Origin of the sequence: Ureibacillus sp. FSL K6-2830 (assembly GCF_038004145.1) — a bacterium.
GTDB lineage: Bacteria > Bacillota > Bacilli > Bacillales_A > Planococcaceae > Ureibacillus > Ureibacillus thermosphaericus.
Window position 1 is genome coordinate 2,330,620 of sequence record NZ_JBBOQR010000001.1, and the last position, 16,378, is coordinate 2,346,997.

At 38.4% G+C, this 16,378-nt stretch carries 10 protein-coding genes and 1 pseudogene; 10 read left to right on the forward strand and 1 reads right to left on the reverse strand.

Features of this window, described 5'->3' with window-relative positions; translation table 11 throughout:
- The first annotated feature begins 3 nt into the window (after positions 1-3).
- The 6 genes from NSU17_RS11515 (at position 4) to NSU17_RS11540 (ending at position 6,084) form a co-directional block, all read left to right on the forward strand.
- Entirely contained in the window at positions 4-867 is an 864-nt protein-coding gene (locus NSU17_RS11515) for an ABC transporter permease (RefSeq protein WP_340705062.1), read from the forward strand.
- Positions 868-878: 11 nt separating this feature from the next.
- A complete protein-coding gene (locus NSU17_RS11520) occupies positions 879-1,844 on the forward strand; it encodes an ABC transporter ATP-binding protein (protein WP_340705063.1) in 966 nt (321 codons plus the stop codon).
- On the forward strand, positions 1,841-2,617 hold the full coding sequence (locus NSU17_RS11525; protein WP_340705064.1) for an ABC transporter ATP-binding protein: 777 nt from the start codon (positions 1,841-1,843) through the stop codon (positions 2,615-2,617). Before NSU17_RS11520 ends, NSU17_RS11525 begins: the two co-directional genes overlap by 4 nt.
- Before the next feature lie 324 nt (positions 2,618-2,941).
- The gene (locus NSU17_RS11530) at positions 2,942-3,628 is read left to right on the forward strand and encodes a phosphoribosylaminoimidazolesuccinocarboxamide synthase (RefSeq protein ID WP_340705065.1); all 687 of its coding nucleotides are present in this window, start codon (positions 2,942-2,944) and stop codon (positions 3,626-3,628) included.
- Between the two features lie 169 nt (positions 3,629-3,797).
- A complete protein-coding gene (locus NSU17_RS11535; RefSeq protein WP_340705066.1) occupies positions 3,798-4,763 on the forward strand; it encodes an asparaginase in 966 nt (321 codons plus the stop codon).
- Between the two features lie 412 nt (positions 4,764-5,175).
- The gene (locus NSU17_RS11540) at positions 5,176-6,084 is read left to right on the forward strand and encodes a hypothetical protein (RefSeq protein WP_340705067.1); all 909 of its coding nucleotides are present in this window, start codon (positions 5,176-5,178) and stop codon (positions 6,082-6,084) included.
- 1,007 nt (positions 6,085-7,091) lie between these two features.
- On the opposite strand, the pseudogene NSU17_RS11545 reads toward NSU17_RS11540, so the two are convergent.
- Positions 7,092-7,556: pseudogene (locus NSU17_RS11545) on the reverse strand (transposase); the annotation flags it as partial.
- 559 nt (positions 7,557-8,115) lie between these two features.
- Between NSU17_RS11545 and NSU17_RS11550 the strand changes: the two are divergent.
- From NSU17_RS11550 to NSU17_RS11565, 4 genes are read left to right on the forward strand one after another with little or no spacing between them, the layout of a single operon-like run.
- On the forward strand, positions 8,116-9,150 hold the full coding sequence (locus tag NSU17_RS11550) for a Wadjet anti-phage system protein JetD domain-containing protein (protein WP_016838196.1): 1,035 nt from the start codon (positions 8,116-8,118) through the stop codon (positions 9,148-9,150).
- The gene (locus tag NSU17_RS11555; protein WP_168412867.1) at positions 9,120-10,628 is read left to right on the forward strand and encodes a replicative DNA helicase; all 1,509 of its coding nucleotides are present in this window, start codon (positions 9,120-9,122) and stop codon (positions 10,626-10,628) included. Before NSU17_RS11550 ends, NSU17_RS11555 begins: the two co-directional genes overlap by 31 nt.
- Entirely contained in the window at positions 10,615-11,358 is a 744-nt protein-coding gene (locus NSU17_RS11560) for a DUF6063 family protein (RefSeq protein ID WP_328219744.1), read from the forward strand. The genes NSU17_RS11555 and NSU17_RS11560 overlap by 14 nt, the downstream gene beginning before the upstream one ends.
- Entirely contained in the window at positions 11,342-15,760 is a 4,419-nt protein-coding gene (locus tag NSU17_RS11565; protein WP_340705068.1) for a hypothetical protein, read from the forward strand. Before NSU17_RS11560 ends, NSU17_RS11565 begins: the two co-directional genes overlap by 17 nt.
- The last annotated feature ends 618 nt before the right edge of the window (positions 15,761-16,378 follow it).

A 16,378-nucleotide genomic window follows, 5' to 3' on the forward strand; every position in this document is an offset into this window, starting at 1 on the left:
ATTATGGTAAGCAGATTCTATAAGTTGGAAACTACAAAAAATCCCTTCTGGTATAAATTGAAACAAAACAAAATGACCCTCGTTGGTTTAGCAATTTTATGTATCATTGTGGTCCTGTCGATACTCGTGCCTTTTATTTCTCCCTATGATCCAAACAAAATCGATTTAGCAAATAAGTTTCAACCACCGTCAAATAGTCATTGGTTTGGTACCGATGAAGTAGGAAGAGATATTTTTACAAGAATTTTTTATGGTGCCATCTTATCCCTTGGGCTTGGTATAGTCGTTATTTTTATTGCAGCTTTGGTCGGTCTTATAATTGGCAGTATTTCAGGTTATCTTGGTGGAATTGTGGACACCATCATTATGCGACTTGTCGATATGATTTTGGCATTCCCAAGTTTAATTTTAGCGATGGCATTGGCGGCAGTATTAGGACCAAATTTACAAAACGCCATGCTTGCCATTGCCATCGTAAAAGTTCCTGTCTATATACGACTAGCAAGGGCTGAAGCACTAGGGTTAAAAGAGAAGCTTTTTGTGAAATCAGCAGAAACTTTTGGAATTTCTAAACCATTGATTATCATTAAACACATTATTCCAAACGCAGTTTCACCGGTAATTATTCAAGCCACTCTTGATATAGGAGATACGATTTTACTAATTGCAACTCTAGGTTTTTTAGGGTTAGGTGCACAACCTCCAACGCCTGAATGGGGTGCGATGATTAGTGTAGGCTGGACATACCTTTTAACTTATTGGTGGTATCCAGTATTTCCTGGGCTATTTTTATTTTTAGCTGCTGGGGCTTTGAATTTAATCGGTGATGGAATTCGAGATGTACTTGATCCGAAATCTGCTCGTTAGGTGGTGTTGAGGTGTTACTTGAAATCAAAAACCTGCATGTGAATTTCCGGGGGTTATATGGCATTACTGAAGCTTTAAAAAATATGAATCTTTCAATAGACTCAGGTGAAATTGTCGGGATTGTTGGGGAGTCAGGGTCTGGAAAATCCATTACAGCTTTATCAATATTAGGATTACTTGAAGAAAATGCCATAATTGTGCAAGGGGAAATTTATTATAAAGGGAAAAATTTACTAAAGCTTAAGAAGAAAGAGTTGCATGCATTAAGAGGAAAAGAAATCGGAATGGTGTTCCAAGAACCAATGACCGCTTTACAGCCGACGATGAAAATTGGACAACAATTATTTCATGTCATCAAAAAACATAGACAATTGCCAAAACAAGAAGCGAAAGAAGCAGTGATTAAAGCTTTGCAAGAAGTTCATATAGATCAACCAGAACTTGTTGCTAACAAGTATCCCTTTGAATTAAGTGGTGGAATGCGCCAGCGAGTCGTTATAGCTCTTGCGATGGCTGCCCCTCCGAATTTATTAATTGCCGATGAACCAACAACAGCATTGGATGTAACGATACAATATGAAATTATACAATTAATTAAAGAATTAAATAGAAAAAGAGGAACTTCAGTATTATTTATCTCCCATGATTTAGGCGTTGTGAGTAACATGTGTGATCGGATTATCGTAATGTATGCGGGCGAAGTGGTGGAAAGCGGTAAGACAAGAGAGGTGTTAATTCACCCACGCCATCCATATACAAAATCACTATTAAAGGCCTTGCCTGATTCTGTTACTCCAGATGAGCCACTACAAGCTATTGAAGGTGAATCTCCAAATTTATTGAAAAGGCCTGTTGGATGTGCCTTTTCCGATCGTTGCAATCAAGTTATGGATATTTGCAAGAGTAACCATCCGCAATTAAAGGAAATCGAGCCAGGTCACCATGTGTCTTGTTGGCTGGAGAAGGTGACAGTATGATTGAAATTACAAATCTTGAAAAAATATATAACACGAGAAAGCAAACGATGAAAGCTGTAAAATCTGTGAATTTAACGATATGTGAGGGAGAAGTGTTAGGGATTGTTGGAGAATCTGGCTCAGGAAAAAGTACATTAGGGAAAATGATAGTTGGATTGGAAGCCCCGACAAGTGGAACGATTACTTATAAAGGAAAACCATTATGGAAGAATAATAAATATGAAAGAACAAGGCCAGGGGAAATTCAAACCGTTTTCCAAGATCCTCAAAGTTCTTTAGATCCGAGAATGCGGGTAAGAGATATTATTAAGGAACCTTTACATGGTTTACCAAAACCCGAAAGAAAAGAAAAAGGAGAGTTAGAACGACTTATACAGTTGATAAAACGAGTTGGACTAAAAGAGGAACATTTAGACCGTTTTCCCCATGAATTTAGCGGTGGACAGCGGCAAAGAATTGCAATAGCACGCGCACTTATTACAGACCCTTCTTTTATCGTTTTAGATGAACCAACTTCAGCATTGGATGTTTCCGTGCAAGCGCAAGTGTTGAACCTATTAAAAGAATTGCAGAAAGAAAGACAGTTAACGTATTTATTTATTTCTCACAATATGGCCGTCATCCGTTATATGTGTCAAAGGGTAGCGGTGATGTATAAAGGGGAGATCGTGGAAGTTGGGGAAACCCAGAAGGTCTTTGAGCATCCAGAACACCCATATACGAAAAAGCTTCTTTCTTCGGTGTTAAGTGTGAACATTGAGAGTTATGTGTAATAAGGCTATCTTGTGGGAACAAAGCATATGAAATTAAACGCACCTCGAATGAATTCGTAGGTGCGTTTATTATGCATTAATATAATCGTTATTATCTTGGTTTATTGTTTGAGCAGCACTTTGAAATATTTCCATATATAAGTCTAATATTTTTCTATTACATAAGCAGCTACACACTAATTAAAAATTTTTAATTTTTAGAATATATAGAAGAGGTAGATAATAAGAGGTGATCCCCCTTGTACTAGAATAATTTTTTGATTTATTATATAGACAACATCAATTCTAATCGATGTAAAGGCTAAGAGAAGAAGGAGACTTGACATGAAGCACATTTATACTGGTAAAACGAAAAATGTTTACGAACTAGAAGACGGCAACTACTTATTAGAATTTAAAGATGATGTAACGGGCGTTGACGGAGTTTTTGACCCAGGTGCCAATTCGGTTGGGTTAACAATTGAAGGTGCCGGACTTGCAGGCTTAAAATTGACGAAATATTTCTTCGAATTGCTAAATGAAAAAGGCATCCCAACGCATTTTATTGAAGCGGATATCGATAAAAAGACGATGAAAGTGAAACCGGCGGAAACATTCGGCAAAGGCTTGGAAGTGATTTGCCGCTTCCGTGCAGTGGGAAGTTTCTTACGTCGATATGGTTTATATGCACAAGAAGGGCAGCCACTTGATGCATTTGTGGAAGTAACAATTAAAGACGATGAAAGAGAAGACCCACCTATTAGCGAAGATGCTTTAGATATGCTTGGTATTTTATCAAAAGATGAATACAAAGTATTAAAAGAACTGACACAAACAATCGCTGGCATTGTAAAAGAAGAATTGGCGAAAAAAGACATCGAATTATACGATATTAAATTTGAATTCGGCCGTGATCGTGAAACAAAAGAAATCTTATTAATTGATGAAATTTCTGGCGGTAACATGCGAGCTTATAAAAACGGAGAATATATTGAGCCGTTGCAATTAGAAAAATTAATTTTAGAAGGTTAAACATAAGAACCCTTGGTAAGAGTGCCAAGGGGTTTTTATAAGAATAAGATAGCCAATTAAAATGCGATTTTTTAGCGGTAGGGATTTCTAGTCCATTAGTTGAAGTTATTCCAACAATGAATTAATATTTTCTAGAATATGATTGTATTTAATGTTAGGGGTGCGAGGAATGAGAAAAAAAGTTGTTTTAATCAGTACTGGTGGAACAATCGCTAGTGGTATAAATCCTGAAACAGGTCTTTTGTCTTCCGGGATGTTAACGGGTGAAGAACTGTCCAAACAATGTGTTTTACCACAATACATCGAATTGCAGGTAGAAACCATTTTCCAATTACCGAGCAATGAAATGACATTTGACCATTTAGTGCGTTTAAAAGAGAAAATTGAAAATGTATTTGAAAAAGAAGAAGTAGCAGGAATTGTTGTCACTCATGGAACAGATACGTTAGAAGAAACGACATACTTTCTTGATTTAACGATCCATGATGAACGCCCAATCGTAGTGACAGGAGCGCAAAGAAGTCCAGTAAGTATTGGCACTGACTCATTTGCTAACTTGCGCCAAGCCATCATTTTGGCTGCAAGCGAAGAAGCAAGAAGCTTAGGTACGGTCGTGTTATTTAATGAAAAGATTCTTCCTGCCCGCTATGTGAAGAAACATCATGCTTCTAATGTGGACGGCTTCAACGCGCCGGGGTTCGGCCATTTGGGGTATGTGGATGAGGAAGAAGTCATCCTTTACGGGAAAGCGGTGAAAAAGGAAACGTATGAGCTGAAGTCCGAATTGCCTTATGTGGAAATCATCAAATGTTCATTGGGCTCCGATGGCCGCTTGATTAAGTATGCGGTGGAGACGGGAGCAAAAGGCATTGTCCTTGAAGCGTTCGGCCGTGGACAAGTCCATCCAGCTGTTGCGGAACAAGTGCAATATGCGATTGAAAAAGGCGTCGTCGTGGTGGTGACAACAAGCACGGCGGAAGGAAACGTCAAAGTGGTGTACGATACACCAGGAACTGCCTACGACTTACAAAAGAAAGGTGCCATCCTCGGCCGCGACTACGACAGCAAAAAAGCCCGCATGAAGTTGGCGGTGATGATTGCAGCAGGTGTGGGGGAGATTAAGGAAAGATTTTAATACAAGTGGAAAATTATGTAAAAAGCATCTCTGTTCATGAACTGTGGATGCTTTTTATTTTTTGGAAAAATTATGAAAATCATAATTCACTAATTTGCATTTATATAATAAATTTGTAAAATTTAAGAAAAAATATAATTGACTGCTGTAATTTTTCGCATGATTGTATATGAAACAACAAAAGTAGAATTTATGAATCATGTTTTTTTGGATATGCTTATAAAGAACTTTGGAATGAAACTGGCGATCCATTATGGGAATTTTTGTATCAATTTTCTAAAGCTAAACAATATAAAGCTAAGTAATAAATACTGTCTTTGTTATTAAAATTATAGTAGTTTTTTGGGTGGAGTGGGTAGTATATAATTTGACTCACTCTTTCCCATAATCTTATAAAAGAGGATGTTTCTGTATGGATATTTATGTATGTATAGATTTTTTTGCCGAATATTCTTTAAAAAGTGAACTCGAAAGACTTTTTGGAAAATTTGATATTTCATTAAACTTTCCGGATAAGCCGAAAATGGGGACTGAAGTATATCTTCAGGTTCCAATCCGACTCAACGGAAAGGTAGGAATAGATACAATTTCTTATATCACTTCTCATTTAAAAAAAGAATACCAGATTTCATGTGGTGAATCATTTTCTTGCAGGTTTAATTATTTAGATTTTGAACGATCGCCTTTTTTTAGGTTGGTTTCTACAGGTAATTCATCAAAAGCGTTTTTAGAACACAAAGAGGATGGAATTGAATGGAAGACGATTTGCCCATCTTGCGGCATTCAGGAAAAAGTTCAGACTTCCCCTTTAGTCATGGATACTTCAAAAGTGGGGGATCGATATATGGTCAATGTCGGTGTCGATTACTGGGTTGTATCGGAGAAAATGGCGTATTTAATGAAAGAGTGGGAAATAACAGGGTACGAATTGAGAGAGGTGATACATAGCGGTAAAAAGCCTGCACAGCCCGTATTTCAAGTGATTCCTACAAATGTTCTTCCATCATGGAGTTCCGAAATGAAACATTATTATTTTATTACGGAACCGGAAGAACGATGTCAAACGTGTAACATTAGAGGACGGATTGATTATCCATATCACTATAATAAAAGGGATCTTGAACAATATCCTATTAAAGATATAAATATCATGAAAGAGTTGAAATCTAATGGAAGCTGGGCGTATAGACCTGTATTTCTGAGTAAAAAATTTAGAGATTTGTTAATTGAAAATGGCATCACTCGGGAAGTTATAAATAGAGACGATGATAATTACAAATCAAGAGATTGGTTGTTTGAACCGGTTGTTATAATTGAATGAACAATAAATACGGTTAATTGAATTACGTGTATTTCTTTGAGCTAACTTGGCTTTTTACGTTAAGTAGCTTATATTTTTACATATTATTTTCCCATTTCCACTATTGAGATATCAGTTCATCTTTACAGTATGGTGTTTATGGCAAACTAAATTTCTACTTGCCAAAAACACGCTGGGTTTATTGATTTTGGATGATGTCTGAGGATGAGTACAAAAAAAGAATGGCATTCGTATAATCGGAAAATAAAAAAGAATCTGTTATATTTTTTAAAAAGGTTCAGCTAAACTATCGGAAGAAGATCAGTGGCATTTACATCCTTATTTAGAAATGTATGAAATAAGCCTCTCATGGTTTCAAGAGGAGAAGAATGATCAAGATGATTAAAAATTAAAAAGGGATTTACCGAAAGGTGGAAGGGACAAAATTCCGACCTAAAAAGTGTGTCCAAACATAAAAGAATTGGCAAACCTAAATTTAGAATAGCTTTATCCCTTCATTATTAATGGATCAAAAGTATAAAAACGAATGGCTATGAATTCAGTAAATAAAAACACTTTAAAGCAAAAATTTTAAATGGTTTAAAGTATAGTGACATAGTGCATATTGGGTGAAGTGAAAACACTATGATTGAACAACAATTTATTTTTGAATAATCTAATCCTTTAAAGATTAATGATTTCCAATACATCTTCTTGTTTCTACAATTTACAGACAACGTTTCATAGTTTTTATATTTAACCGAAAAATATTGTCACTTAGAAAATTAAGCTTTAACTAGATGTTACAAATAACAATTGTTGATGGCCTTGTGTATTTTAATTTTAGGGGGGTTATATTTTGTATCCCCCCATTTCTTAACATTAAGATAATATCACTAGCGTCGCATAAATAAGTTTTGAAATTTCAGATTTTATTTTTCTGGAAAATTAGCGAAAAACGAAAACACCTAAATAAAGGTAGTAATTACCTATAGCTTAAGATGAGTGCAACAACGACAAATCAACCTTTAAGGAACGCTCTTCCCTTCGATTTTCCGTAACCAAATGTGTGCAGATTTCCATAAAGCTGCTTTCAAATATCGACTTATTTGTAACGTACTTCGGTCACTATTCGTGTTCAACTGAGCTAACACATTTAAACAGTATACAATCATCGCTACGTATACTTGGTTGTGTACGGCTTGCTCACTGTGGCCGTAGAACTTCTTGCTATTCAAGTGTTGTTTCATCCATTTGAAAAAGAGTTCAATGGCCCAACGTGACTGATAGATTTCGGCGATTTCATCTGCATCCATATCAAAACGATTCGTCCGTAAATGAAGTTCATTTCCTTTTGTATCCAATAATTTGATGAGACGGAACGCGTTTTCAGAACGATTTTGCGTGGTTCCAATATCCACCATTTCATCGGAGAATACAGGCGAATCTTCAGGTAACGAAAATCGTTCTAACACACGGACGACAGCGTTTTTTAAATGATGTTTTTCGTGTAAACTTATCCATGGTTTTGTCCTTTGTATTGGATTTGGATGGTTTACTACCACCCAACCATTATAAAGGATTTTTTTGTGTTTGGATTATATTTCAGAAAATTCGGTTTATTTGAAGGTGTTAAATTATTTTAATGCGACGCTAGTGAGAAAATTCAGTTTTATTATGTCTATTGATATTTTTTATGCGACACTAGTGTCCGATCGGCGAATCCATAATAATTACAAAAGGTATTTAATTTCTTATTATAGTGAATATAAAGAGAAACACACTACGATGTATAAAAATTCATAAGTTTCGAAAATAAGGAATACATGAATGGAAAGAAACGGAAACACTTCTCAACAAAAATTTCCATTTTTTATTGTTTAGACAAATCTATTGATTGCCCGTAAAACGATCTTTATTGAAATCCCCTCCCCAAAACCAAACATTTCTTGAACTGTGCAACATTCCCCTAACTTTCTTCACAGACTTGTATTTCCAATTTCCCTTCATTTTAAGTAAAATAGGAAAAAAGAATGTTCGGAGGTAAGGATAGTGGATGAAATTTACCGCGCACTTAATGGCTATCCGAAAAGAATGATAGGATTATCCGCATTGGAAGCAATCATGGGGAATTTCTTTCATACATACGAAGAATATGCCGGCTTTATTTTGAAGCTGGAACAGGAAGGCATTTTGGAGATGGTGAAGTCTAAAGGAAGAACGACAAGAAATCCATCGCTCGCCTTTCAGTACCGGATCAATAAAAGTCTGCTTCAAACCGGTTTCCATCAAGAGATTCAACATTATCGCAACAAGTTCCATCCATCCATAAACCTTGATGAATATTACAAAAAAGATCCTTCCATTTGGCGGCACGATCTTCCTTATCTCATCAAAATCGATGAATACATAAAAACATTTGGTTTTCCGGAAGAGTCCGTTCCTGCACCGGAGCGCAGTTTTGAACTGGTCCAGGATGAAAAATGGCTCACTGAAAAAGGGGGAAAAGAGCTGCTGGAGCGTATCGGACTCTTCCATTCTTTTAACATCATCCCTGTTTCCGACCCGTTGATGTTTGCCATCCATCCCAAGCTGGTGACAAAGGAGACACAGTTTCACCTGATTGTTGAAAATAAAACGACTTATCAAGGTCTGCTTCCGGCTTTGCCATCCACTGAATTTTCCACATTGATTTACGGAAGTGGGAAGAAAATCATCCATAGCATCGAACAGTTCCAGGACCAATATCCGGTCAACGCCCAGCATCATTTTTTCTATTTCGGCGACATTGACCGGGAAGGAGTGTCCATTTGGCATTCGTTGAATCAAAAAATCAAAGCCCATTTGGCATTGCCATTCTATAAAGCTTGTCTTGAAAAACAGCCGATCGCCGGAAAAGAATATCAAAGACAATATACTGAAGCTCAAGAAAAATTCATTAGCCAATTTCCGCAAAAGGAGCAAGAACAACTGGCGATGATGTTTTCGCAAGGGAAGTATTACCCGCAGGAAATCTTAAAATCAAAAGAATTGCAGGAAATTTGGAGGGGATCCGATTGGAACAGATGGATATGCAAGCGTTATTAAGCGGATACAGAGATCGGATCCGGCGCATCGCCCTTTTTGAACCGTTGAATGAACTGGATCGGAAAAGGGATGTTGATTTAAATGGGACGAAGATTGATATGAAAGGGCTTGGCCTCCTCACTTTGCTTTTTTTCTTTGAACAGAAGTTGATGCGAAATCAAAGGACAGGTGTCAAAGAATTGGCTTCCTTTTTAAAAGAGGCCACGAAAGAAGTGTATATGCTGAAAGAGGAAACCTATGAAGAACTGGCCAGAACCTTGATTCAAAATTTCCGCCCGACCCACGGAAAAAAACGCAGCTACGGTTATTTTGATTGGGAGGAAAAGGCGGAGGAGACCATTGAATATTCCATTTTGAAGGCGAACGATTTTGATGCCGGAACGAATACCCAATTCTACACATTGGATGAAGATGGATTGGAATTGATTTTTGCAACGAAGGAATTTTATAGTGAGTTCCAAATATCCATCAACCAATTGATTTTACGGAAACAGCTGGAAAAGGGGGAATTTAAGGGGGCACTCCGGCAAATCAATGAAATGCGGGTGGCCGTCGAGACGTTGCAGGAACGCATTGTCAAATTGAAGCATGAAATCCAGCGAAGCATTGTGTCCGAAGAAACGTTTGAGCGGTATAAAGAGCTGCTTGATGATATTTTTCAGAGGCTGGAACGGGAAGATGAAGAATTCAAAGAATTGAGGGAGTTTGTCAAAGAAACGAGGGAACGATTGTTTGCCGAAAATATTCATCAAAAGGAGCAGAAAACGTATCAATACATTTTGCAGATCAACAGGGAATTGGAGAAAGTGCACTATGAACATTCCGAGCTTCTGAATCAGACTCTCCATTTGAAAAACACGACTTTGATTACAGCCCAGGAGTCGCTTTATTATACGGGCATGCATTCCTTTAACTTCGACCAAGATATCGTGTCTCTCATTGTGTCCACCCCTTTGCCGTTGGATGCGATGAAAGGCGTTCTCCATCCTTTCCTGAAAGTGGAAGAAAATGAATTTTGGTCGCCGCTTGCTGTTTTGGAAGAACAGAATATCGTGGAAGACCGAAAAGAGAAGGTGGAATATCACTTTTATGAAGTGGATGACGAAAACAGCTTCAATTCATATAAACAATGGATTTCAGAAAAATATAAAGAGCTGATGGAACATTTTCTGAAGGCTTATGAAGAAAATAGCGGCAATACGTTATCCGAGTTCATATCCTATCTCGAAAGAAATCAATTGGAGAATCTATTCCAAATGCGGTATTTCTACGATTTTTGGATTGTTCTCCACCAACGTTCGCCTATTCAAGCGGGAACGGATGATGAAGAAAGCAGAACGGTTTTTGATGAGGCCTTTCGATTATTGGGAAAACGCAAATTAATCGTTACGGAAGATAAAGCGATCATTCAAAAAGTAGATCGCTATTCCATCAGTGAAATGAACATAAAGTTGGAGGATGAAGATGAACTATTCTGAACAAACAGTGTTGCAAGCCTTTCGACTATATACGAAACTGGCAAGGGACGGGGTTTTGGGCAAAGAGGCCGTTCAAATCTATAATGCCGATGAAGATGTGCGCGCCCTTCTTGAGTTGTTCAGCCAGGAAGTGCATTGCGCCATAATCAAAACGAGTGAAGAACTGTTTCTCGTTCCTGAACCGAAGCTGTCTCCATTCCATGTAAGCAATGAGTGGATTAAACGGAAATATTTGCGTTCCGGTGCGACGAATGCGGATATGTATCTTCTTTATTTTTGCATACTTGTTCTTTTCGGCAGTTTTTATGATTCCTATCAAAGTCCGCATCCCACAAGGCAATTTATCGGCATGGATGATTGGATCCGGCTGATTCAGGAGCGGATTGATCATTTAAAATCCCATGATGAGGAACAATTAAAAGCATCGGAAAAAGAGTTTTCTTACAATTGGAGCGCTATCATCGAAAAATGGGATGATATGGATGATATTAAGGAAACCGCTAAGCGGCAATCAGGAAATACGATTAGCCGAATGAGCTTCCTGCATATGGTTGCAAAGTTTTTGAACGACCAACAGTTGATCCGGGAAATCGGGAATAATGAAATCACCTTGACGGAAAAAGCGATGACCATCATCCAGCGATTTTTCATGGCAGTGGAATATAACAAAGGGATTTTTGAGTTTCTTTACGGTTTTGATAAGGAGGGACAACATGCCGGCCATCAATAAAATCAGATTGACCAATATTGTCTATGAAGAAGGCAACAAGCGTTATAATGATGAACTCTTTTTATTCAACGGATATAATGGGGCGATTCTTCTTGAAAACGGCGGAGGGAAGACCGTTTTTATCCAAACGGTATTGCAAGGGATGATTCCCCATACCGATTTGGCGGATCGAAAAATTAAAAACACTTTGGTGTTGGAAAATGCCCCGGCCCATATTGCGATCGAATGGATACTCAACGAACGTCCACGGCGATATGTTGTGACGGCGGTGACCCTTTTTATGACGGATAAAGGATTGGATTCTTACCGCTATGTTTATGAATATGATGAAGGGGATCAGAACGGAATCGAAGGCATTCCTTTTGTTCGGGAAGGACAAGGCGGCACCAGACCTGCCGACAAGGGAGAAATGCTTGATTATTACAATGGCATGAAGGAACGATATCCTTTATCGGCAAGAACGTTTTCGACAATCAAAGAATATCGGAAGTTTATTGAAGAACAATACCATATTATTGCCGATGAATGGGAAAGTATTGTGACAATCAACAGCTCGGAAGGGGGCGTCGAGGCCTTTTTCGAAGCCTGCAAAAACACCACCCAGTTATTTGACCGCTTATTGATACCGACCGTTGAACAATCGATTGCGGGTCATCATCCAACCCTTTTTGCCGATATCTTTGAAAAACAGCTGGATAATTTGAAACTTTATAAAAAACTGAAAGAAACCATTGAAGAGAACAAGCGGATCCAACATCAACTGGAAAAATACGTGCAAACGTTTGAAAAACTGCATTCCTCCCAGCTTGCCTATGACAAGTCGAAGCAGAAGGCAAAGGGAATCTGGGAAGAGATTCAAATTCAAAAAATCGATGTTGCAAAGGAAATGGAAAAGAATAAAGAGCAATTCAATCTTTGGATTCAAAAGAAAAAAGAACATGAAGTGAAAGTGGCGTCTTATCAGATTGCCGTTGAGGAAGAAAAATACGAACAACTGCAGAAAGATTATGATCTGGCAAATGTTGAATATGGCACAAAAAAGGAAGAACTGGAGCAACATAGCCTTGCCTATTATTCATTGAAATTTGCGAAATGCAAGCAACTTTTGAATCATTATCAAAAGGAAATTGCGTTTGTTGAAAGCGAAATGAAGAAGCTGGAAGAAATAGAAGAGCTCTCGGATTTGCAAAACCAATTGGAAGAAACGAAGCAGGCGCTGCTCGGACATTTTATTGAACAGATGGATGACATGAAAAAGAATATGGAACAAATCCAATTCGAACTCAATCCGATTGTAAGGCAAATCGATACATTGCAGGAAGAAAAGCGGTCCATCGAAAAACATGATTTGGATAAGCAAAGGGAAATCGCCGGTGTTCAGAAAACCATCCAAATGAGGGAAGCGGATATCGAAAGGTTGAAACAAACTTTGCTTTCCAATCCACAGCACGAACAAGTGGAAGAGAAAATGGCCGAATGGCAAAACCGCCATCAATTTTTGGATGAAGAACTGATACGGCTTCACGGAGAGAAGAAGGAAAAAGAGAAGCAATCGATTGAGCTGGATGAAACCATCGAAAAATTAAAAAATGAGAAGAACGGTTTGCATGTTGCCAAAGAACAATTGAAAAACGAGAAAAGCCAAATTGAAAATGAACAAAGAAAATTGATTCGAATTTTGGGAAGATTAAGACCGCAATGGGCCATTCTGGAATCGGTCTATGAAAATGAACACTCCATTTATAACCGGCTTTATGAAACCATCGAAAAATTGAAAAAGGAAAAAGAGGTTTTATTATACAAAGAGCGGGTGGCATTGCGTTTAGTCGATGATTATGGGGAACAGAAAACATTTTTCAGCGATCCGTTGATTGAAGCGCGGATAAAATCATGGAAAAATCAATTGGACTATTGCGTAACGGGTATTGAATATTTGCAGATGCTGAATGAAGCGGATTATGAAGAAAAAGTCTTCTATCCGTTATGGGCTGTCACTTTGATTACAACCAATAAATCGAAGGAAGAATTGCAAAAGAAAGTGGAAGACCTTGCAGATGAACTTCGATACCCGATTCAAATACTGACGACCGAAGAAGCGGCGAAGATAAAGAAAGATGCCGTCCAACCGGAGCCATCCTGGATTATTCCTGCTCATTGGGAAAAAGGGATGATGGAAGAGACCTTTGGGCAATGGAAAGAAAAAGTCCGTGTGGATGCGGAAAAAGCGACGAAGGAAAGAGAACTGAAAGAAACGGAACAAAAAGAATGGGAATATGCCCTACAAACCTTCCAACAATTTTTGAAAGACTATCCATATGAACGGCTGACCGATTTTCAAAAAAGATGGTCGGAAACAATGTTAAAAATCGAACAAATCGAAAGAGAAATTGAAAATGCGGAGCAGCAGCGAAAGAATCTGAAGCATCAAATCACAACCATCGGGGAACAAATGGAACTTTGCCAAGAAGAAATGCAAGGGCTTGAACGGAAAATCCAGGAAGGGAATCAATATTTCCATTATTGCCGTGAAGTAAAAGAGGCCAAGGAAGTTGAAAAAGAGTTGAAAGACGTATTGGCCAATATAAAAGCCAAAAAAACACATTTAGCCGCACAATTATTGGATTATAACGAACAAAAGGCTGCACTGGAGGAACGCAAACAAAATTTAAAATGGAAATTAGATTCTCTTAAAAATGATGAAGAGTATAAAGAAGTGCAATCATTGACCCCAATTTTTACCGGGGAAAGCCGGAAAAATCTCCGCGACAAAATCCAGACGCTGAATTTGAAAATCCATCAAGCGTCAAAAAGTATCGGGGAATTGAATGAAAAGCTGGCCAATGCCAAACACAATTTGACTAAACTGCAGGAAGAGATGGATCAGATCCGCAATGAATGTGAAAATGTGCATGAACATTGGGAATTTCCATCAGATGGAGAACATTTATTGCAAAATAAGATTATCAAAATAAAAGAGTTGAAACAGGCATTAAACAAGTTGGAAAAACAGGTTACAGAAAAGCTTTCTGCAAAGGAAGAGCAAAAAGGAAAAAGAAATCATTTGAAACAGCTTTTCCGTGAAAATTTTCCGGATTATGATATTTACACATTCTCCGTTCCATTAAACCAAGCGGAAGAAGAGCTTGCTGAAGAAAAGAAGGCGCTTCAAAAAGAGAAGAATTATTTGGATGAACAGATGGAACAAGTGTCACGGGAGCAAAACAAGATTGATGAAGCGGAACGCGAGCTGATCAAATTCATTGAAAAACATCATTTTAACGCACCGCAAGTCGTGACAATCCCTTTAAGTGAAAATGAAAAAATGGATTTTATCTATAATCGGAAGAAAATGGTGAAAGCCATTATCCAAGAATTGGAGCAACATAGTGGACAAGTGGAGAAGGAAAAGGAAGCGGTGGATGCCCAAAAACAAGCTTATAAGCAGTTTTGTTCAACGATTTCTGATAATAAATTGCAAAAAATGGCGATTGAAGGTGTGGATTATAAGACGGGTTATGAAGAGTTATTGGATTTTAAAAAGAATATGATGATCCGAATCGAGCGGTCGACGAATTATGCCAATGAACATATACGGCAAAAAGATGAGGAATTGCAGGCATATATCAACCAAATCCATAACCATTTAAAAACAGTGGTAGAAGAGTTGAAACAAATTCCAAAACATACAAAAGTAAAAGAAGAGGATCAATGGAAAACGATTTATACTTTTACGATCCCTCAATGGGACGAAGAAGAAGGTAAGCAGCGGATCCGCGATTACATTGAGTGGATTATGCTTCAACTGGAGTCGGATCGTTATGTAAAAGAAAATGGCCTTCAGGATGAAACGAAAGTTCGGAATGACATTGAAATGTGGCTGCAAACCAAACAGCTTCTGCAAGTGGTGATGAAAAATGAAGGCATGAAAGTAAGTTGCCGCAAAGTGACAAACGAAAATAAAGTGTCGACAAGGTCCTATTCTTGGGAGCAGAGCAATGTATGGTCAGGCGGAGAAAAATGGAGCAAAAATATGACGTTGTTTTTGGGCTTGTTAAAATACGTCGCTGAAAAGAAACAGCATCAAAAAACAAACATGAAGCACAGCCGGGTGGTGATTTTGGACAATCCATTCGGCAAAGCATCGAGCGACCATGTGCTCAGTCCGGTTTTCTTTGTTGCGGAACAATTGGGATTTCAAATCATCGCATTGACTGCCCATGCGGAAGGGAAGTTTTTGCGGGATTATTTCCCTGTAATTTATAGCTGCAAACTCCGTGAAGCCAAACAAGCCAATAAACAAATCGTCGCAACGGAAAAATGGCTCCACCACGCATACTTCCGCGACCATGAACCGGAAGCGTTGGAAAGACTGACAGAAAAGGAACAAATGTCTTTGTTCTAGAAAACGTGGGTTTATTCAAAAGAGCGAATGAGAATGATGATTGGCTTTCTCATTCGCTCTTTTCGTGCGCCCGGCATGTACATGAACTATAGGGTGTAAGTCCCGAACCCCGAAGACAGAAGTAGAGGTTAGCCAAGAGCAAGGGTGTCCGTGGTGACGCGGAATCTGAAGGAAGCTGGAGGCAAAACACCGGTCCGAGGAACACGAACCTCATATAAGGCTAGGTATGATTGAGTGAGTTTGCAAAACAAAACAAAGCTCTTTCTGTCGAAGGTCATATCGAGTAGATGAGGCGGATAGATGGTGTGAAAGTGCATGTACTTACCCGGGGAGGTCTGGCGGATAGGTGAAGTACGCTTCATAACCTACTTAGTGATAAGTAGCTGAACCGTCAGAAGTCAGCAGAGGTCATAGTATTAGTTGGTCTAGAACAACTAAGAAGGACCGAACAATTAAGAGAGAATAGCCCTTGGCATTCAGTGAGTCATGATGAAAACAGAAAACGTAGTACCTCACTTGAGGAAGGAAGCGGTGAATCCCGTGGGGGACCTCTTGGAGGGTGGAGTGACCACTGGCATAAAGAGAACAGCTATTCACGGAAGTTATAAAGACTTGCGT